Annotated in this window: 19 protein-coding genes; 7 read left to right on the top strand and 12 right to left on the bottom strand. The window is 69.5% G+C overall.

The window, feature by feature from the left end:
* Window positions 1-82: 82 nt before the first annotated feature.
* The 4 genes from ACE3PU_RS00325 to ACE3PU_RS00340 are packed head-to-tail and all read left to right on the top strand — an operon-like array spanning window position 83 to window position 3,678.
* Window positions 83-1,894 (top strand): copper resistance system multicopper oxidase, encoded by a 1,812-nt coding sequence (locus tag ACE3PU_RS00325; protein WP_008264371.1) that lies wholly within the window; start codon window positions 83-85, stop codon window positions 1,892-1,894.
* Entirely contained in the window at window positions 1,891-3,042 is a 1,152-nt protein-coding gene (locus ACE3PU_RS00330) for a copper resistance protein B (RefSeq protein ID WP_040349356.1), read from the top strand. The genes ACE3PU_RS00325 and ACE3PU_RS00330 overlap by 4 nt, the downstream gene beginning before the upstream one ends.
* A 17-nt stretch (window positions 3,043-3,059) precedes the next feature.
* Window positions 3,060-3,443: a copper resistance CopC family protein gene (locus ACE3PU_RS00335; RefSeq protein ID WP_008261639.1), complete on the top strand. Its 384-nt coding sequence runs from the start codon at window positions 3,060-3,062 to the stop codon at window positions 3,441-3,443.
* Window positions 3,444-3,453: 10 nt separating this feature from the next.
* Entirely contained in the window at window positions 3,454-3,678 is a 225-nt protein-coding gene (locus ACE3PU_RS00340) for a hypothetical protein (protein WP_008262058.1), read from the top strand.
* A 52-nt stretch (window positions 3,679-3,730) separates the two neighbouring features.
* Here ACE3PU_RS00340 and ACE3PU_RS00345 read toward each other — a convergent pair whose 3' ends face one another.
* Genes ACE3PU_RS00345 through ACE3PU_RS00355 form a run of 3 tightly spaced genes read right to left on the bottom strand, consistent with a single transcriptional unit; the run spans window position 3,731 to window position 4,727 of the window.
* A complete protein-coding gene (locus ACE3PU_RS00345; protein WP_040349972.1) occupies window positions 3,731-4,090 on the bottom strand; it encodes a bleomycin resistance protein in 360 nt (119 codons plus the stop codon).
* A gap of 35 nt (window positions 4,091-4,125) precedes the next feature.
* A complete protein-coding gene (locus ACE3PU_RS00350; RefSeq protein ID WP_083793340.1) occupies window positions 4,126-4,344 on the bottom strand; it encodes a GDCCVxC domain-containing (seleno)protein in 219 nt (72 codons plus the stop codon).
* A complete protein-coding gene (locus ACE3PU_RS00355; RefSeq protein WP_008264030.1) occupies window positions 4,341-4,727 on the bottom strand; it encodes an MFS transporter permease in 387 nt (128 codons plus the stop codon). Before ACE3PU_RS00355 ends, ACE3PU_RS00350 begins: the two co-directional genes overlap by 4 nt.
* 62 nt (window positions 4,728-4,789) lie before the next feature.
* Here ACE3PU_RS00355 and ACE3PU_RS00360 point away from each other — a divergent pair, with 62 nt between their 5' ends.
* Complete coding sequence (locus ACE3PU_RS00360; RefSeq protein ID WP_040349355.1) at window positions 4,790-5,194, top strand: helix-turn-helix domain-containing protein; 405 nt, start codon at window positions 4,790-4,792, stop codon at window positions 5,192-5,194.
* A 40-nt stretch (window positions 5,195-5,234) separates the two neighbouring features.
* Here the strand turns inward: ACE3PU_RS00360 and ACE3PU_RS00365 are convergent, their stop codons facing one another.
* On the bottom strand, window positions 5,235-5,633 hold the full coding sequence (locus tag ACE3PU_RS00365) for a four-helix bundle copper-binding protein (RefSeq protein ID WP_008261099.1): 399 nt from the start codon (window positions 5,631-5,633) through the stop codon (window positions 5,235-5,237).
* 946 nt (window positions 5,634-6,579) lie between these two features.
* Between ACE3PU_RS00365 and ACE3PU_RS00370 the strand changes: the two genes are divergently transcribed.
* Window positions 6,580-7,008 (top strand): DUF411 domain-containing protein, encoded by a 429-nt coding sequence (locus ACE3PU_RS00370; RefSeq protein ID WP_134581245.1) that lies wholly within the window; start codon window positions 6,580-6,582, stop codon window positions 7,006-7,008.
* A 19-nt stretch (window positions 7,009-7,027) separates the two neighbouring features.
* Here ACE3PU_RS00370 and ACE3PU_RS00375 read toward each other — a convergent pair whose 3' ends face one another.
* Complete coding sequence (locus ACE3PU_RS00375) at window positions 7,028-9,187, bottom strand: heavy metal translocating P-type ATPase (RefSeq protein WP_374385472.1); 2,160 nt, start codon at window positions 9,185-9,187, stop codon at window positions 7,028-7,030.
* Between the two features lie 190 nt (window positions 9,188-9,377).
* Between ACE3PU_RS00375 and ACE3PU_RS00380 the strand changes: the two genes are divergently transcribed.
* A complete protein-coding gene (locus ACE3PU_RS00380; RefSeq protein ID WP_374385474.1) occupies window positions 9,378-9,893 on the top strand; it encodes a transcriptional repressor in 516 nt (171 codons plus the stop codon).
* On the opposite strand, the gene ACE3PU_RS00385 is transcribed toward ACE3PU_RS00380, so the two are convergent.
* From ACE3PU_RS00385 to ACE3PU_RS00415, 7 genes are all read right to left on the bottom strand, one after another.
* Window positions 9,894-11,099, bottom strand: coding sequence for an acyltransferase family protein (locus ACE3PU_RS00385; protein WP_374385476.1), 1,206 nt, complete (start codon window positions 11,097-11,099; stop codon window positions 9,894-9,896). It abuts the gene before it with no gap.
* Between the two features lie 38 nt (window positions 11,100-11,137).
* Entirely contained in the window at window positions 11,138-11,551 is a 414-nt protein-coding gene (locus ACE3PU_RS00390; protein WP_374385478.1) for a hypothetical protein, read from the bottom strand.
* Window positions 11,552-11,727: 176 nt separating this feature from the next.
* Window positions 11,728-12,639, bottom strand: coding sequence for a cation diffusion facilitator family transporter (locus ACE3PU_RS00395; RefSeq protein WP_374385480.1), 912 nt, complete (start codon window positions 12,637-12,639; stop codon window positions 11,728-11,730).
* Window positions 12,640-13,239: a cation transporter gene (locus ACE3PU_RS00400; protein ID WP_374385482.1), complete on the bottom strand. Its 600-nt coding sequence runs from the start codon at window positions 13,237-13,239 to the stop codon at window positions 12,640-12,642.
* A complete protein-coding gene (locus tag ACE3PU_RS00405) occupies window positions 13,239-16,460 on the bottom strand; it encodes an efflux RND transporter permease subunit (protein ID WP_374385485.1) in 3,222 nt (1,073 codons plus the stop codon). The genes ACE3PU_RS00400 and ACE3PU_RS00405 overlap by 1 nt, the downstream gene beginning before the upstream one ends.
* A gap of 8 nt (window positions 16,461-16,468) precedes the next feature.
* Window positions 16,469-17,656 carry an efflux RND transporter periplasmic adaptor subunit gene (locus ACE3PU_RS00410; RefSeq protein WP_374385487.1) on the bottom strand — a complete coding sequence of 396 codons (1,188 nt, stop codon included), beginning with the start codon at window positions 17,654-17,656 and terminating at the stop codon, window positions 16,469-16,471.
* On the bottom strand, window positions 17,656-18,186 hold a 531-nt coding region (locus ACE3PU_RS00415), incomplete at its 5' end, for a TolC family protein (RefSeq protein WP_374385489.1). The genes ACE3PU_RS00410 and ACE3PU_RS00415, both read right to left, overlap by 1 nt.

Genomic DNA, 18,186 nt, shown 5'->3' on the forward strand with positions numbered 1-18,186 from the left:
GGCATCCTGACGCGAGGGATACGCCGCCCGGCCGCGTATCTGAACGAACGGCTGAATAGCCCGACCAAGGAATTTCTCGCCTATGTCCACGCCCCGCCTCGATCGCCGAACGCTTCTCCGTGGCGCAGCCGCCGGCGGCGGGCTGCTGGGCCTGCAGGGTCTGCTCCCCGCCTGGGCGCAAACCGGATCGGCGGGACTGCGGGCGGATCTTCCGACGCTGACGGGACCGAACATCGACCTGACCGTCGGACACACGCCCTTCACCGTGGGCGGCCGCACCGGCCATGCGGTGACCATCAACGGCGTTCTGCCGGCGCCGCTGCTACGCCTTAGAGAAGGCCAGAACGTCCGGCTAGCGGTGACCAATACGCTGGACGAGGACACCTCAATCCACTGGCACGGCCTGCTCGTCCCGTTCCAGATGGATGGTGTTCCTGGCATCAGCTTCCCCGGCATCAAGGCCCGTGAGACCTTCGTCTACGAGTTCCCGATCAAGCAGTCGGGCACCTTCTGGTATCACAGTCACTCTGGCCTACAGGAGGCGATGGGTCACTACGGCCCAATCGTGATCGACCCGGCGGGCGCCGATCCGGTCGCCTACGACCGCGAGCATGTGCTGGTCCTGTCGGACTGGAGTTTCATGCATCCGCACGAAATCCTGGCCAAGCTGAAGAAGAGCCCGGGTTACTTCAACCAGCAGCGCACCACGCTGGCGGGGCTCATGGACGGCAGCGACCGCATGAGCCTGGAGGAACGGCGCATGTGGGGCCAGATGCGGATGGACCCGCGCGACATCCTCGACGTCAGCGGGTCGACCTACACCTATCTGATCAACGGCCATGGACCGCAGGAGAACTGGACCGGCCTGTTCCGGCCCGGCGAGCGGGTGCGGCTGCGCATCATCAACGCGTCGGCCATGTCCATCTTCAACGTTCGCATCCCGGGCTTGCCGATGACCGTGGTGCAGGCCGACGGCGAGAACGTGCGCCCGGTCGAGACGGACGAGTTCCAGATTTCGGTCGCCGAGACCTACGACGTCATCGTCCAGCCGACCGAGGACCGCGCCTACACCATCGTCTCCGAAGCCATCGACCGGTCCGGCATGGGCCGGGCGACCCTGGCGCCGCGCCTGGGCATGACCGCCGAGGTCCCTCCCCTGCGAGAGGTCCCGAACCTCACCATGCGCGACATGGGCATGGGCGGAATGGATCACGGCGCGATGGCCGACATGTCCGGTATGGATCATGGCGCGATGGCCGGCATGGACCACGCGGCTCCGGCCCAGAACGCGCCCGCGGCCGGCGAGATGGCCGGGATGTCCATGTCGGGCATGAACATGCGCGATCCCGAGAACGCTCCGCCCGACATGGCGGTGGGCGTCGGCGTCGATGCGATCGCCATGGATCCCGCCAACCGTCTGGGTGAGCGTCCGATCGGTCTCACTACAGTCGATCATCGCGTCCTCGTCTACACCGACCTGGTGTCGCTCCAGCCGAACAAGGACCCGCGCCCCCCGTCTCGGACGATGGAGATCCACCTGACAGGCAACATGGAGCGGTTCATGTGGGGCTTCGACGGCCGAAAGTTCAGCGAACTGGTCGAACCGATCCGCTTCGAGCGCAACGAGCGGGTGCGGGTGACCCTGGTCAACGACACCATGATGGCCCACCCGATCCATCTGCATGGTCATTTCTTTGAACTGGTGACCGGCGGACCCACCGGTCACCAGCCCCTCAAGCATACGGTCAACGTCGCGCCCGGCGGCAAGGTGACCTTCGATCTGACCGCCGACGCGCCCGGCGACTGGGCCTTCCACTGCCACATGCTGATGCACATGCACGCCGGCATGTTCAATGTTGTGACGGTGCGGCCCATGGACGGAGCCGCGTCATGAGCCGCCTCGCCGTCGCCCTCGCCCCGCTGGTGCTCGCCGTCAGCGCCTTCAGCGCCCAGGCCCAGGACACTCACACGGGCCACACTATGCCGGCGACCGCGGCGCCGGCCCGACCGGCGCAGGATCCGCACGCCGGTCACGTCATGCCGCCCGCGCAGACGCCGCCCGCCGCGGATCCGCATGCAGGCCACCGGATGCCGGCGCAGCCCGCGCCCGTAGACCCGCAGGCGGGACACCAGATGCCGGCGGCGACGCCCGGCCAGGCTGATCCACACGCGGGCCACGACATGTCGGCCATGTCACCCGCGCAGACCGACCCTCACGCCGGGCATGACATGTCGACCATGAGCATGGGGCCGCCCAATGTGGCGACCAGCGCCGACAACCCCGGCCGTCCTCCGGAGGACCCGCTCCCGCCCGCCGCCCTGGCCGGCCCTGTCCACGCTGCCGATCTCGTCTTCGGCGCCGAGGCCATGGCCGCCTCTCGCCGGACCCTGATTCACGAAAACGGCGACGTCCGCACCACGGCCGTCATTCTCGATCGCCTCGAAGCCGGCTTCGGCGACGGCGGCGAGACCTACCTCTGGGACGTCCAGGGCTGGACGGGCGGCGACATCAACCGCTTCTGGTGGAAATCCGAGGGCGAAGGCGATTTCAACGGCGCGCTCGAGGACGCCGAAGTCCAGGCTCTCTACAGCCGCGCCGTGACGCCCTTCTGGGACCTCCAGGCCGGCGTGCGACAGGACTTCCGGCCCGACGGCGAAGATACGACGCATCTGGTCCTCGGCCTGCAGGGCCTGGCGCCCCATTGGTGGGAAGTCGACGCCGCCGCCTTCCTGTCGACCGACGGCGACCTGACCGCCCGCGTCGAGGCCGAATACGACCTGCGCATCACCCAGCGCCTGATCCTTCAGCCCCGCCTCGAAATCGACGCTTCGGCCAGCGACATTCCGGAACTGGAGATTGGCTCGGGCGTGTCCTCGGTCGAGGCGGGCCTGCGACTGCGCTACGAGTTCCGCAAGGAGTTCGCCCCCTATGTCGGCGTCGAGTGGAGCCGCGCGCTCGGAGACACAGCCGGCTACATCGAAGCCCGCGGCGGCGAGGCCGAGGACATCCGGTTCATCGTCGGCCTCAAGGCCTGGTTCTAACCGAAGGAGACCACCCCTTGATCCGCATTCTCACCCTCACGGCGGCCCTGGCTTTCGCCGGCGCCGCCTCCGCCCAGGATCCGCACGCCGGCCACAGCATGCCGGCGCAGGCCGCCGCGACCCAGTCGGGAGTCACGACGGCTCCCGCGAACGGGGCGATGACCCAGGGCTCGCCGGAACGCTTCAGCGTCACCTTCCCGCATACGATGGTCCTCAAGACGGTCACGCTCACCGCCGAAGGTCAGGCCCCGGTCGAAGTGAGTGTCCCCGCAGCGCCCGCCGCCGCGACCGTCGGCGTGGCTCTTCCGCGTCTGGCCCCAGGAACCTACACTGCCGCCTGGACCGCCGAGGGCCCGGACGGCCACAAGATGTCCGGCTCGGTCAGCTTTATGGTTCACTAGGAGAACGACGATGAAAGTTTCCAACCTGCTGGCCGCCGCCGGCGCGATCCTAACCCTGAGCGCCGGCGCGGCCCTCGCCGCCGAAGGTTGCGAGTGCTGCAAGGACATGGCCGCGGACGCCGCCATGAGCTGCTGCGACGAGATGAAGACCGAGCCCGCCCCGCCCGAGCCGACGCCGCCCGCCCCGGCGCCGTCGGATACGCCCGCGCCTCAGGGCCACGCCGACCACAACTGATCGTCGCATCGATGGTTTCCGGCGGTTTCCCGTGGGGGAGCCGCCGGACGCCTCAGTTCTGGATAAGGCGGATCAAGTTTCCGTCCGGGTCGATGAGCGCGCCGATCCGCAGTCCCGACTCCTCAAGCTTCGGCGCGTGCAGGCGAGGGTGGCCCCAGCAGGTTTTCGGCAATCCTGAAACGACGCACTCTGCGTAAAACCCGTCCAGGTCGTCCAGCCGCAGGCAGCAGCTGAAGTTGCTGGTCAGCGGATCCACGTCCGGATGCGGGAAGAACTCCAGCGTCAAACCGCCCCTTTTCAGGATCATCCAGCCTTTGTCGCGCCAGTCCTGTTCGAAGCCCAGTCGAGTGTAGAACTGGGACGTAACTTCGAAATCCCGCGACGGTAGGTTGGGCGTGGCGTGGTCGGTCACGGCGAACTCCGGGAATGCAGCAATGCCGCCGTAGCCTAGCTGCAACACCCCTTGCCATCTACCTGGATCGGCGGACACGGCACGTCGGCATAGGAGCAGAACACGCAGCAGTCGCCGGGTAGGGGCTTCAGCTTCACGCCGCAGCCGAGACAATCGTAAAACCAGATGCAGGCGTCGGTGGGCATGGTCTCCGTCGCGACATGACCGCAATCCGGGCAGGTCAGCGTCGAGTCTAGAACGATGGCCCGGGTCATCGCATGGCCGCCAGTCGCGTCATGGCCCACGGCTCGATGTACGGCTGCCAGGCCATGGACAGGACGATCAGCAGACTGGCGATCACCAGCAGCCAGAAGGCGAGCCGCGAAGGGTGGCGGCAGGCCCCGTCTTTCCGACACATCCGCAGGCGACGCCAATGCAGCAGCCAGCCCGCGGCCAGGATGACGGCGGCCAGAAGCGTCAGCCAGTTCCGCGCACCCGCGATGACCGCGGCGCCGGCGAAGGATACGCCCGCCACGGACAGAGCCAGAGGCAACACACAGCACGCGGCCCAGGCGAACACCGAGGCGACACCGCCGAGGGCGGCCGAGGCGCTGACGGCGACCTCGGGCATGCGGGGCCGGTCGTAATCGATGGCCATGGGACCTCCCGTTCGATTTCTGCTACAGGCTACAACCCGTAGCCGCTACGGGATCAAGAGCCATGTCCGCACGAAGTTTGACGATCGGGCGCCTCGCTGACAGCGCCGGGGTGAACCTGGAAACGGTGCGCTACTACGAACGTATCGGGCTGATGCCCGCGCCGGCCCGGACCGAGGGCGGCCACCGCAGCTATGAGCCGGAACACGCCCAGCGTCTGCGCTTCATCCGCCGGTCGCGCGAACTGGGCTTCGGCATCGACGCCATTCGGCGCCTGATCGCGCTGAGCGAGCCGGGCGTTCAGGCGTGCTGCGAAGTCCGCGACATGGCCCAAGACCACATCGCCAGCGTGGACGCCAAGATCGAGGATCTGCAGAGGCTACGGAAAGTGCTGAGGCAGGCTGTGGCCGACTGCAGTGAAGGCGGACGGGTTAGGTGCCCGGTGATTGATGAGCTGGGCTCGAGCTAGCGTCGAAGATACGACCCTGTGCCGATGACAGCGGTCAGCCTCAGTGCCGTGAAGGCCTGATCGACGCGGCCGCCTCGCGGCAAGCATCTTCGCAACGCCGGCATTCTTCGGCGCAGATACGGCAATGCTCGTGCATCTCGGCGTGCTTCTCGCACTCGATGGCGCAGTCGGCGCAAGCCTCGGCGCAGGTCTCGAGCATGCGCTTGATCAAGGCCTCGTTGCTGCCGGCGCGCCGCACGGCGAGCCCGGCCGTAGCCAGACAGACATCGGCGCAGTCGAGATCGAGCCGGATGCACTGGGTCAGGTCCCTGACCATCTCCTCGGCCAGGCAGGCGTCAGCGCAAATGCGGCATACGGCGGCGCAGCCGTAGCCCGCTTCGATCGCGCGAATGAGGCTGTCGTTCACGCTGCCGCGTACGTCGGGGTGGGTGCTGATCATTGGTTGGATTTGCATCGGAGGCTCCCTCGGGTGATCGGGATCCAACCCCGGCGCCGGGACGATGTTCCGAACGGCGACGCCTCCCGACCTCGTCAAACCCGTACTTCGCCGAGCCGAGATCATGTGGAAATGCGGTGGACCGGACATCAGGGGCCGGCCGGCGACCTCAAGCTCACATGCATTCGACCACGGATCACTGAACCGCTTGCGATTTGGATCTCCGCACTTGCCCGCGAGTTCATCTACAATCGGCGGCGCAACCGAGATTGTGGGGTCGGCGGGCTCCGGAACAGAGAGGCGCTGGTCTTGAGCCAGGGACGTAATGCGTCGGCCCGGGCGCGCCGGGCCGGCCTCGTCCTCGCTGCCCTCGAGGGCCGAAGGCTCGTCTTCGCGAGCGGGCCCGCGCGAAAAGTCAGCCTGTTGGTCGCGCGCGCCGTGTTGCGCCTTATACGGCCGGGCGGAGGCCGTTGCCGCTCACATGCAGTTTTTGGCGCCTTCGGGGCCCCGCAAGCGTCGGCGGGCTAGCTCTCGACGCCACGGTTCGCCGCAGCGGACGCTTCGCCTCCGGCTTCCGCCGGCTCCTCAATCCCGTCGCCCATGACCATTCCACGGGGATCAGCGCTTGCGTGACCGGCCTCGTACGGTCGCGATACGTCAGCGAAGGCATGGTTGCGAGACCCCGGGCGCCTCAGGCGAACGGATTCGCTTGGCCGGGCCGGCCGAGCAGGGGGCTGTGTCCTGCCCGGGCGGGTGCGGGCCTTCTACCAGAGGTTCCGCTGCGATATGGGCGGACTTAGCCGGCGCTCAACGCCTGGGCGACGTCAGGTCAGGGCGCGACAACTGCGCCCGTCGCCAAACCGGCCCGCGCCCGCCATGGTGGGATTTGGACTCCCAAGGAGCGCTCACTTTGGTTCAAACTCGCCCGCGCTTGTCCCGCCGGACCCTCGTGTTCGGCCTGCCCCTGGTCGCCGTGGCCGGCCCGGCCCTCGCCGCGCCCCCGAAACGGATGATCGCCTACAAGACGCCATGGTGCGGCTGCTGCGGCGGCTGGATCGCCCACATGCGCCAGGCGGGCTGGAACGTCGAGGTCGTCGAGCGCGAGGATCTCGCCCCGATCCGGGCCCGGCATGGCATTCCGGACCGCCTCGCCTCGTGCCACACAGCGGTGGTCGGCGCCTACGCCATCGAGGGCCATGTTCCGTCGAGCGATGTCGAGCGGCTGCTCGGCGAACGCCCCGCCGCCCGCGCACTAAGCGCGCCCGGCATGCCGGCGGGCTCGCCGGGCATGGAGGCCGCCGGGCGCGAACCCTATGCGACCGTCCTGATCCTCAACGACGGTTCGACCCGCGTGTTCGGTCGCCACAACGGGGCCTGAGAAGGCGCACCGCCGGCAGTCACGACGGTTGACGACGCGGCGTCCAGCGCAGCAGGCGCATGGCGTTGGCGGTGACCAGGACCGTGGCTCCGGTGTCAGCGAGGATGGCGGGCCACAGGCCCGTCACCCCGATCACGGTGGTGACCAGGAACACCGCCTTCAAGCCCAAGGCGATGGTGATGTTCTGCCGGATATTGCCCATCACTCCGCGGGACAAGGCGATCATGTCGGGAATGTCCCTGACCCGGCCGTGCAGGACGGCGGCGTCCGCCGTCTCCAGGGCCACGTCGGCGCCGCCGCCCATGGCGATGCCGACATCCGCCTGGGCCAGGGCCGGGGCGTCGTTGATGCCGTCCCCAACCTTGGCGACCACCAGACCCTCGGCCTGAAGCGCCTTGACGATCACCAGCTTGTCCTGCGGCAGCAGCTCGGCCCGGGGCTCGAGGCCCAGCGCGGCTGCGACCGCCTCCGCCGTGCGGCGGTTGTCGCCCGTCAGCATGACGGTGCGGATGCCCCGCCCCTTGAGGTCAGCCAGCCCCTGAACCGCGTCGGGCCGCGCCTCGTCGCGCATGGCGAGGAAGCCGGCGACGCCCTCCTCGACGACAAGGACGGAAACCGTCTTGCCCTCGGCGTTCAGAGCGGCGATGGTCGCGTCCTGCGCCGGCGTGATCGGCGCGCGTCGGGCCGCGGCCAGCGGCGAGCCGAGGAAGATGCGTTCGCCGCCGACCTCGCCTTCTACGCCCTCCCCCGCAATGGCCTGGGTGGCCGACGACGGTGGCGCCGTGATCTTATCCGCCTCGGCTCGGGCGAGGATGGCGAGGGCGAGCGGATGGCTCGATCCCGTTTCCAGCGCGGCCGCCAGCGTCAGCAGGAGGGAGGCGTCCCGCGTTCCGGCGACGACGTCGGTGACGACGGGCTTGCCGGCGGTCAGGGTCCCCGTCTTGTCGAAGGCGATCGCCGTGATCTTGCCCAGCGTTTCCAGCACGGCCCCGCCCTTCATGAGCAGGCCGCGCCGGGCGCCCGCCGACAGGCCGGCGGCGATGGCGGCCGGGGTGGAGATGACGAGGGCGCAGGGGCAGCCGATCAGCAGCACGGCGAGACCCTTGTAGATCCATTCGCTCCACGTCCCGCCGAACAGCAGCGGCGGCGTGACCGCGACGAGGGCGGCGAACACGAGCACGCCCGGCGAGTAGATTTTCGAGAAGCGGTCGATGAAGCGTTCGGTCGGCGATTTCGATTCCTGCGCCTCCTCGACGAGACGCACCACCCGGGCGATGGTGTTGTCCGAGGCCGAGGCCGTCACGCGCACCCGCAGGACGCTGCCGCCGTTAATCGTGCCGGCGAACACAGGATCGCCCACGACCTTGCGCTTGGGCACGCTCTCGCCCGTCACCGGGGCCTCGTCGAGGTCTCCCGCGCCCTCGATGATCTCGCCGTCCGCCGGAACGCGGTCTCCGGGCCGGACGAGGATGATCGCGCCCACCGCCACGGTCTCGGCGGCGACCTCCGTGGTCACGCCGTCCACCTCGACGAAGGCGGTCTTGGGCACGAGGGCGGCGAGCCCCTGGATGCTCTTGCGCGCGCGACCAGCCGCCACCCCTTCGAGCATCTCGCCGACGAGGAACAGCAAAACGACGGCGGCGGCCTCTTCCGCGGCTCCGATGAAGACGGCGCCGACGGCGGCGATGGTCATCAGCATTTCGATGGAGAAGGGCGTGCCGTGGCGCGCCGCCGAAAAAGCGCGCGACGCGATCGGAATGAGCCCCACGGCCAGGGCGGCGAGGAAGGCGTATCGTTCCAGGGAGGGGAACAGCGTGCCCAGTCCATAGGCGGACAACAGCGCCAGGCCGCAGAGCGCGGTGAGGCGGGCCTTGCCGGTCCACCACCACGGGGCGCCCCCGGCCCGGGCGGCCGCCGGAGGTGGGCCCGCCGCCGCAGCGACGGCTCCAGACGTCGGCGCGGCCGCTTCTCCGCTGTAGCCGAGGTTGCGCAGTTGCTGCAGGACCGCCTCGTCGGCGAGGTCTCCGCCATGCCGGATCTTGAGCACGCCGGTCTGCACCGCCACCGAGACGTCCTCGACGCCCGGCAGCCTGCGGATCGCCGTGTCGATCTTGCGGCCGCAGCTGGCGCAATCCATCCCGGTGACCCGGTATCGGCTTTCGAGGGTTTGCGCCGTCATGTCTGTTCCTTGTGATCTCTACAGGGCAAGGCTACCTCCTCCAGCGACTGTAGATGCAAGCTAAAAAATGAGCGCGCCGTTCGGTCGGAGTGAAGGGCGCCGTCCGACGAACCCTGGAGGCGGGCCCAGCCCCTTGATGACCTCGCCTTGTCCGCACGACCGGGAGACCGCGCCGCCGACGGCCGCACAGGTGGAACGCGCCCTGGACGCAGCCGCCGCCAGCGTGGCCGCCGCCGGGGACAGGCTGACGCGCCCCCGGCTCAGGGTGCTGGAGCTCCTGCTACTCGCGGGCGCTCCGGCCAAGGCCTATGATCTCGTGGCGACGTATCACTTGGATGCCCGTGTCGCGAAGCCGGCGACGGTCTATCGGGCGCTGCAGTTCCTCGAGACCCGGGGCCTGGTTCATCGCCTGTCCACGCTCAAGGCCTATGTGGCCTGCGATCCTGAACGCCTCGGTTCGCCAGCGGTTTTTCTTCTGTGCGACTGTTGCGGCTCCTGTCGCCAGATTCCTTCGCCCGGCATGGCGTCGCTGGGCGCGGCCGCGACAGCGGCGGGCTACGAGATCGAACGGATCACGCTCGAAGGCCAGGGTCTGTGTTCGGCCTGCCGCCCGCCGCGCCCGGGCGCGGCCCGGGATCCGGCCCTCCAGACAGAGCCGGAGGCGGCCGCGGGGTCCGGGCTCGCAAGGACTGAGCCGCGCGCCTGATCAAGCCCGCGGCGGGTCGAGGACGGCCTGGCCCGGGCGCCCGGGCGCAGGGAGGCCGGGGCCCGCCCCCAGTTCCACGGCCCGTTCCGTGGCGTCGGCCGGCCTTCGGGTCGACCCCGCCCGTCGGGACGGATTGAGCCAGGTCTGGACGGGACGGTCGAAGCCGTAGCGGAACACCGCCGCCGCCACGAAGGTGCCCGCGAAGCCGATCGACCACAGGGCCCAGCGGATGTTGGACGACAGGGCGTCCTGCCCCAGGGCGTCGAGCAGACCGAACCAGACGATGCGGCTCACCTCATTGGTCAGGAACATCGAGAACGACATCAGGGCGAGGTGTTCGACCAGGCGTGACGGCCGGAGCACCGGCACGGCGCCGGCGGCCCAGATGATCACGGTCATCAGACCCAGGGACAGCAGGCTGAAGGCGCCGAAGGCCTGCAGCCCCACGAGCGCGACGACGGCACCGAGGCAGATCGCCCCGGCCCGGCGCGGCGCGACATAGACCCGCGCGCCGTAGAAGGCCGCCGCGACCCCGAGCAGGAACAGCGGCAGGGCGCGCAGGATGCCGTAACGCATCGGCAGGCGGTAGATCGGATCCCCGAGCCACAGCGTGGCCGCGACGTCGGCGGCGACGACCAGGAGCGTCGCGCCGACCACCACCGCGACCGGCGGCCAACGCCAAACGGCGCGGCAGATCCAGGGCAGCAGCAGGTAGCAGCCGATCAGGGCCGAGAGGGTCCAGGTCGGGGCGTTCCACCCCTGCCCGCCCGGCACGCCGTAAGCCTGGATCAGCAGGACCTGGGCCGGCAGCTGCGACCAGTCGAACCAGCGCGGATTGCTGGGCACGATCCCGGCCAGGGCGGCGCCGCCGACCAGCAACACCAGGACGAGGCTGACCGCCAGGTGGGCCGGAATGACCCGCAGCAGCCGCTGGCGCGCATAGGCGCGCAGCGAGGCCTGCCCGGAGGCGAGTCTGTCGCCGTAGATCCGGGCGAGAACGTAGCCGGAGTCGATGATGAAGAAGTCGGTGAGCAGATAGCCGCGATCGAACACCGGATGCAGCTGCGGCAGCGGGACCGGCGCGGCGTCGCGGAAATGGTAGAGGATGATCAGCGCCCCGACGATGAAACGGAGCGCGTCCAGCCAGCCGCCGCGGGCGATGCGCGGCGGGAGGGGTGTCGTCGGCGCGGCGTCGCTACGGACCATGCGCGCACCCTGGCCCGCGAGCGGGCAAGAAAAGGTTATCAGCGAGGACGGGTCTCTTCGCGGCCCGCCGGGGCCGAAGGCTGGTGAGGGCCAGGGGCGAAGTCGTCGCGGCTCTGGTACAACAGCACCGCGCCGACAACACTCACGGCGAGGAGGCCGGCCGTCATGGCGCGGCGGTGAATCACCCGTCGCCCGCTGAACAGCACCCCTGTTCCCAGCAGAACGGTCGTCGCGGGGAAGCCCACGAAGAGCGGGAGCTGCAACCGGCTGAACAGCACGAAGGCGAAAAGGAAGGCGAAGCCGACGGCGATCAGGACGGTCGCACCGGCGATCCCCGCGTCCAGCAGCGGGCGAGGCTTGCGCGGCGCCCGAACAACCCGCGTGCGCCGCTTGCTATAGGCGCGGGGCTTCCAGCGCGGGCTGCGGCTGACGATGCGTGACGGCTTGCCCATCGGTCCGTCAGCGATCAGTGGGGGCGACGGCGGGCGGGTCCCGGTCGATCGCACTCCGCCGCGCCAGGGCGCCGAAGCCGAAGGCGGCCATGGGGAGACCCAAGGCGATCAGCGTGACCCAACGCCGACGGTTCACAACCGGCCTCCCCTGACGCGAGATCCTGATCGGCTGTGGGTCACCGGTGCAGCGCCCCGGCGTCATCGCAGGCCTCGCCTTCCGTCTGGATGGTGCTGTGGTGAAGCCCGAAACGCGCCTCCAGAAGCTCCGCCACGGCTCGGCGAACCGTCTCCGGTTCGGCGCCGTCGCTGACCACCAGGTGAACCGTGCCGCTCGGCTGGTCGGCGCCGGAAACCCAGATGTGAAGGTCGTGCAGGCTGTCGACGCCGTCGATCGCCTCGATCGCGACGCGCACCTCCGCCAGGACCACGCCGCGCGGCGCGCCCTCCAGCAGGATGTGTATGGTGTCGCGCAGCAGGATCCAGGTGCGCGGCAGAACCCATAGGCCGATGCCGATGGCGACGACGGGATCGACCCAGCGCCAGTCGGTCAGGGTGATGACGATGGCGGCGACGATGACGCCCAGCGAGCCGAGCATGTCGGCCCAGACCTCAAGATAGGCCCCCTTGATGTTGAGGCTCTTGTCCTTGCCCGCCGCCAGGACGCGCATGGCGATCAGGTTCACCCCCAGGCCGATGCCGGCGACGATGAGCATGCCGATCGAGCCGACGGGCTCCGGATCGAAGATCCGCTTGATCCCCTCGTAGAGAACATAGCCGGCGACGAGGAACAGCAGCACCGCATTGAAGGCCGCCGCCAGAATCTCGAAGCGGCGGTAGCCGAAGGTGCGTTTGTCGTCCGCCGCCCGCTGCCCGATCCTGATGGCCAGCAGGGCGATGGCCAGGGCGGCCGCGTCGGTGAACATGTGCGCGGCGTCGGACAGCAGCGCCAGGCTGTTGAAATAGAGGCCGCCGGCGATCTCGGCGACGAGGAAGGTCCCGGTGAGGCCCAGGGCGATCGTCAGCTGGCGCGTATTGGCGCCGGCCGTGTGGTCGTGGGCATGCCCGTCATCGCGGGAATCGGCCGCCACTCAGGCTTCCTCTCCCGCCGTCGTTTCGCTCCGGGCGTCGCGGAGGATGTCGACGCCGCCCTTCACAGCGATCCCGGCCACGATCACGCCCACGACCAGATCCGGCCAGGACTGGTTCAACCACAGCACAAGAACGCCCGCCACCAGGATGCCGCCGTTGGAGGCGAAATCGTTGAAGCTGAAGGTCTCGGCGGCCTTCATGTTCACATCCTCGCTGCGTTGGCGCCGGATCAGTTCCAGGCACACCAGGTTCACGATGGCGGCGACCACCGCCATGCCCATCATCGTCCAGCCTATGGGCTCCGTCCCCATCAGCGTTCGTCTCAGCACGTCCAGCAGGACGCCCGCAGCGAAGATCAGCAGCAGGATTCCGGAGGCCCGGGCGGCGCGGGTCTTCCAGATCAGGGCGCGGCCCACCGCCAGAAAGCTGATGAGGTAGACGGCGGAGTCAGACGCATTGTCCAGGGCATTGGCCAGCAGAGCGCTGGAATCGGCGAGCAAGCCGCCGATCCCGAGCCCTACAAACAGGGCGGCGTTGAGGATCAACACCACCAGCAGGGTGCGGCGCTGGACGCCTTCCGTCTCGTCTCGTTCGCTCATCAATCCTCGATCCCTTCCGCCTTGCGATGCTTCACCGCCTTGGCGGCGAAGGTGGGCAACACCAGCAGTGTCAACGCAGTCGCCGTCAAAAGGCCCCCGATGACCACTGTGGCCAATGGTTTCTGGACCTCGGCCCCGGCCCCGTGGGCGATGGCCATGGGAATAAAGCCGACGATGGCCACCAGGGCGGTGGTCAGCACCGCCCGCAGGCGGCTGGAGGCCCCTTCGATGGCCGCCTCGCGCGGCGCCAGGCCCGCTGTCAACCGCTCCCGGATCGCCTGCATAAGCACCAGCCCATTCAGCGTCGCCACCCCCGAGACAGCGATGAAGCCGACCGCCGCCGAGACCGAGAAGGGCATGCCGCGCAACAGCAGCGCCAGGGCGCCGCCCACCAGAGCGAGCGGGACGCAGGCGAACACCAGACCGGCTTCGGCGAACGACCCGAGGGCCATGAACAGCAGCACGCCGATGAGGATGAAGACGATCGGAACCACGAGGCCTAGGCGCTGCTCCGCGCGCTTGAGATTCTCGAACTGACCGCCCCAGTCGAGGCGGACGCCGGGCGGGAGGTCGATCCGGTCCACCCGTGTTTGCGCATCGGTGACGAAGCCGCCTAGGTCCCTCCCACGGACGTTGGCCTGCACCACCATTCGCCGGCTGCCATTGTCCCGGCTGATCTGGTTCGGGCCCTCGGCGGTTTGGATGCGCGCCACAGAGGACAGGGGCACCACCACGCCGGTCGAGGAGACGATCGGCAACGCCGCGAGGCTGGCCGGATCGTTGCGGGCCGCTTCGGGCAGGCGGACGACGACGTCATAGCGCCTATCGCCCTCGAAGATGCGGCCCGCTTCCGTGCCCCCGACGGCCGTTGAGACCGCCTCCGAGACGTCGGCCGCCGACAGGCCGTAGTTTGCGGCTGCGAAGCGGTCGACGCTGACGGTCAGCGTCGGCAGCCCCGACGCCTGTTCGACCCGAACGTCGGCGGACCCGGGTGTCCCCTCCAGAGCGCGAGCGACCTGGTCGCCCACGCGCTGCAGGGTGTCGAAGTCATCGCCGTAGACGAGTACCGCCAAATCGGTCCGGACGCCGGAGATCAGTTCGTTGAAGCGCAGTTCGATCGGCTGGCTGAACTCGAAATTGTTGCCGATCTGCTGACCCGCCTCCTCCTCGATGCGCTCGATGAGCGCTTCCTTCTCGAGGCCCGGATCCGGCCAGTCGCCGCGATCCTTGAGGATGATTACGCTGTCCGAGATGTTGCGAGGCATGGGGTCGACGGCCGCCTCGGCCGTACCGGTTCGCGAGAACACCGTCTCAACCTCGGGCTGCGCCTTGATGACCCGTTCGAGCGCCATCTGCATGGCGAGCGACTGATCTAGCGACGCGGACGGCACCCTCAGGGCCTGCATGGCGATGTCGCCCTCGTCCAGGGTGGGAATGAACTCCCGACCCAGAGTGGCGAAGGCCAGGCCGCCGATGACCAAGGCGCCCACGGCCGAGATGAGCACGACCCTGGGCCTGTCTACGGCGGCGCGTATCGCCGGCTGGATCCAGCGGCGGGCGAAGCGGAGGACGCGGGTCTCATGCTCCTTCACTTCGCCGTCCGCATCGACGTGAACGCTCTTGGGGTCGCGCACCAGCAGGGCGGTCATGGCCGGCACGAAGGTGAAGGAGAAGATAAAGGCGCCGACCAGGGCGAGCATGACCGTCGCGCCCATGGGGATGAAGGTCTTGCCTTCGACGCCTTCCAACATCAGCAGCGGCGTGAACACCAGCAGGATGATCAGCTGACCGAAGGCGGCCGGCTTCACCATCTGGCGGGCCGCCGCCATGGCGACGTCCAGCCGTTCGTGACGGCTGAGCATTCGGCCCAGCTGGGCGCGGCGCTGGGTCATCATCAGCAGGGTGTTCTCCACCACCACGACCGCGCCGTCGACCATCAGGCCGAAGTCGAGGGCGCCAAGGCTCATCAGGTTTCCGCTGATGCCGAAGCGGTTCATGCCGATGACGGCGAACAGGAAGCTGATCGGGATCATAAGGGCGGTGATGCTCGCCGCCCGCAGGTTCCCCAAGAGCAGGAACAGCACCAGGATCACCAGCAGGGCGCCTTCGGTCAGATTGCGCGCCACCGTGCCGATGGTGGAGTTCACCAGGGCGCTTCGGTCGAGCACGGTCACCGCCTCGATCCCGGGGGGCAGGGTCTCGCGCACCTCCTCGAGGCGCTCTCCGGCGGCCTGGGCCACGGTGCGGCTGTTGCCGCCGGCGATCATCAAGGCCGTGCCGAGCACCGACTCGTGGCCATCGCGGCTCGCGCCGCCCAGCCGCGGAGCTTGCCCGACCTCGACCGTCGCCACATCGGCGACGCGCACCACCAGGCCGCCCCGGTTGACGACCGGGGCCTGGGCAAGATCCTCGACGGTGGAGGCCAGGGCGTCGGTCCGGACGGTCAGCGCCTCGCCGCCGCGCTGGACGTAGCCGGCTCCGGCCTGGGTGTTGGCCCGCTCCAGGGCCGTGACGAGGTCGCCCAGCCCCAGCCCATACGCTGACAGGCGGGCGGCGTCGGGGCGGACGGCGTATTCCTTCACATAGCCGCCGATGGTGTCGACGCCGGCGAGCCCGGGCGTCGTCCGCATCTGCGGCGCGACGATCCAGTCCTGAACAGTGCGCAGGTAGGTGGCGCGCGCCTCGGGCGTGGTCAACCGCTCCCCCTCGGGGGTCAGGTAGACGCCGCCTGGCTGCCAGCCGGGTTGTCCCGGCCGGGCGAGGTTGCGGCTGTTGAACGGCAGATAGTCCACGGTCCACATCAGGACCTCGCCGAGGCCGGTGGTGATCGGCGCCAATGCCGGCTCCACGCCCTCGGGCATGCTTTCGCGCGCCTGGGCGAGGCGTTCGGCCACCTGCTGGCGCGCGAAATAGATGTCCGTCTGGTCGGTGAAGATGACCGTGATCTGGCTGAAGCCGTTGCGGCTCAACGAGCGAGTGCTGGTCAGTCCGGGAATGCCGGCCATGGCCGTCTCGAGCGGATAGGTGACCTGCCGCTCGATCTGTTCCGGCGCGAGCGCCGGGGCGACGGTGGTGATCTGGACCTGCCGGTTGGTGATGTCCGGAACGGCGTCGATCGGCAGCTTGGTCAGTTCGAACAGACCGAGCGCGGCGACCAGCGCGGTCGCCAACACAACGAACCAGCGGAAGCGCACCGAGGCTTCAATGATGGATTTGAACATGCCGCGCCTCAGTCGTCATCGCCGGCCTCGCCCTTGGCGAGTTCGGCTTTCAAGAGAAAGGCGTTGGCGGCGGCGATGCGTTCACCCTCGTCGAGGCCGCGCAGGATCTCCGTGCGCCCTCCCGCCTGACGACCGGCCAGCACCGGGACGGCCCGGAAGCCGCCCTGGACCTGAACGAACACGACCGTCGCGCCTTCGATGGTCTGCACGGCTTCGCTGGGGACCGTCAGGCCGCCGGGGACGGCATCGCCCGTAACGATGGCGCCGGTGACGGCGGATCCCGTCGGCGGCAGCGACACGCCCGACGGCCGGGCGCGAATGATCGTCGCGCCGCTCTCGGCGCCGGCGCCGGGCGCCACGCCGGTGACGACGGCTTCGAATTCCCCGTTGGGCCCGGTCGCCCTCAGGCGCGATCCGGCGCGGACCTGGGCGGCCAGAGCCGGCGGCGCGTTGAAGACCAGTTCAATCCGCGCGGGGTTGGTGACCTCGGCGACGACGCCGCCCTGGGGGACAAAGCCTCCGGGGCCGACCTGCACCGAGGTGACGACGCCCGAAATCGGGCTGGTCACGCTCAGCCGTCCCGAAGCGTTTGGCGATCCGGCCGCCGAAGCCCTGGCGCGGGCGGCGCGCGCCGACGCCTCGGCGCTGAGCGACTGGGCTCGGGAGGTCTCCACCTCCTGCCGGGCCACCACGCCCTGGTCGGCCAGGTTGCGATCGCGCTGATAGGCCTGCCGCGCGGCCTCGGCCTGCGCCGCCGCCGCGTCCGCATCGGCGCGGAAGGTCGCGGCGTCGCCGCTGACCAAGGTGGCGAGGGCCTGACCGCCGCGCACGGACTGCCCGGGCGCGACCAGCACGCGTTCGACCCGGCCGCCCACCGAAGCGGCCACAGCGGCGCGCGCGTCGACCATGGGCTCGACGCGTCCGGCCAGCCGCGTCTCGGATCCGCCGCCGCCGCCGACGCTGACGACGCCGATGCCGGCGGCGCGGATCTGCTCGGCAGTGAGCGGCACGACGCCTGCGGGGGCCTCGGCGCCCTCGCCTTCCGCCTGTCCCTCTTCTTCCGCCTGAGCGGTCTCGCCCTCCGCCGGCGGCGCGTCAGAGCGGTTGAGGGCCAGGAACAGCCCACCGCCTCCGAGCAGGACGACAGCGGCGGCGCCGCCGATGAGCAGCGTTTTGTTGGTTTGCGGCTTGCGCATTATTGGGCCCCTCCAAAGGGCGCGCGGCCTTGCAGGCGCGCGAGATCGATTTCGGCGCGGACGCGCGCCAGGCGGGCGTCGACGGCGGCGTTGCGGGCGGTGATCAGGGCGGCGCGGGTTCCACGCAGCTCCAGTTGAGAGATGCGGCCGGCCTCGAAGCCGATCCGGGACAGGCGATAGGCTTCCTCGGACGAGGTGACGCCGGCGTCGGCCGCCGCGACGCGGCTCACGGAGGCGTTGAGGCGGGCGCCGGCCGCTAGCCGGTCGGCCTCCGCCTCCTGCCGCGCGCCCGTCAGACGGGCGTCCGCAGCGCGGAACTCCGCCTGGGCCGCATCGATATTGCCGCGGTTCCGGTCGAACAGGGGCAGCGGCATGCTGATGCCGAAGGTCAAGGCCGTGGCGTCCTCGGCTTCGTAGCGCCTGACGCCGACGCTGGCGCTGACGTCGGGCCGCGCGCGCACGCGCTCGACGGCGATCCGCCGCTCGGCCGCCTCCCGCTCGGCCTCGGCGACGCGCACCGCCGGCGCCCC

This window comes from Brevundimonas sp., from assembly GCF_041911375.1.
Classification (GTDB): domain Bacteria; phylum Pseudomonadota; class Alphaproteobacteria; order Caulobacterales; family Caulobacteraceae; genus Brevundimonas.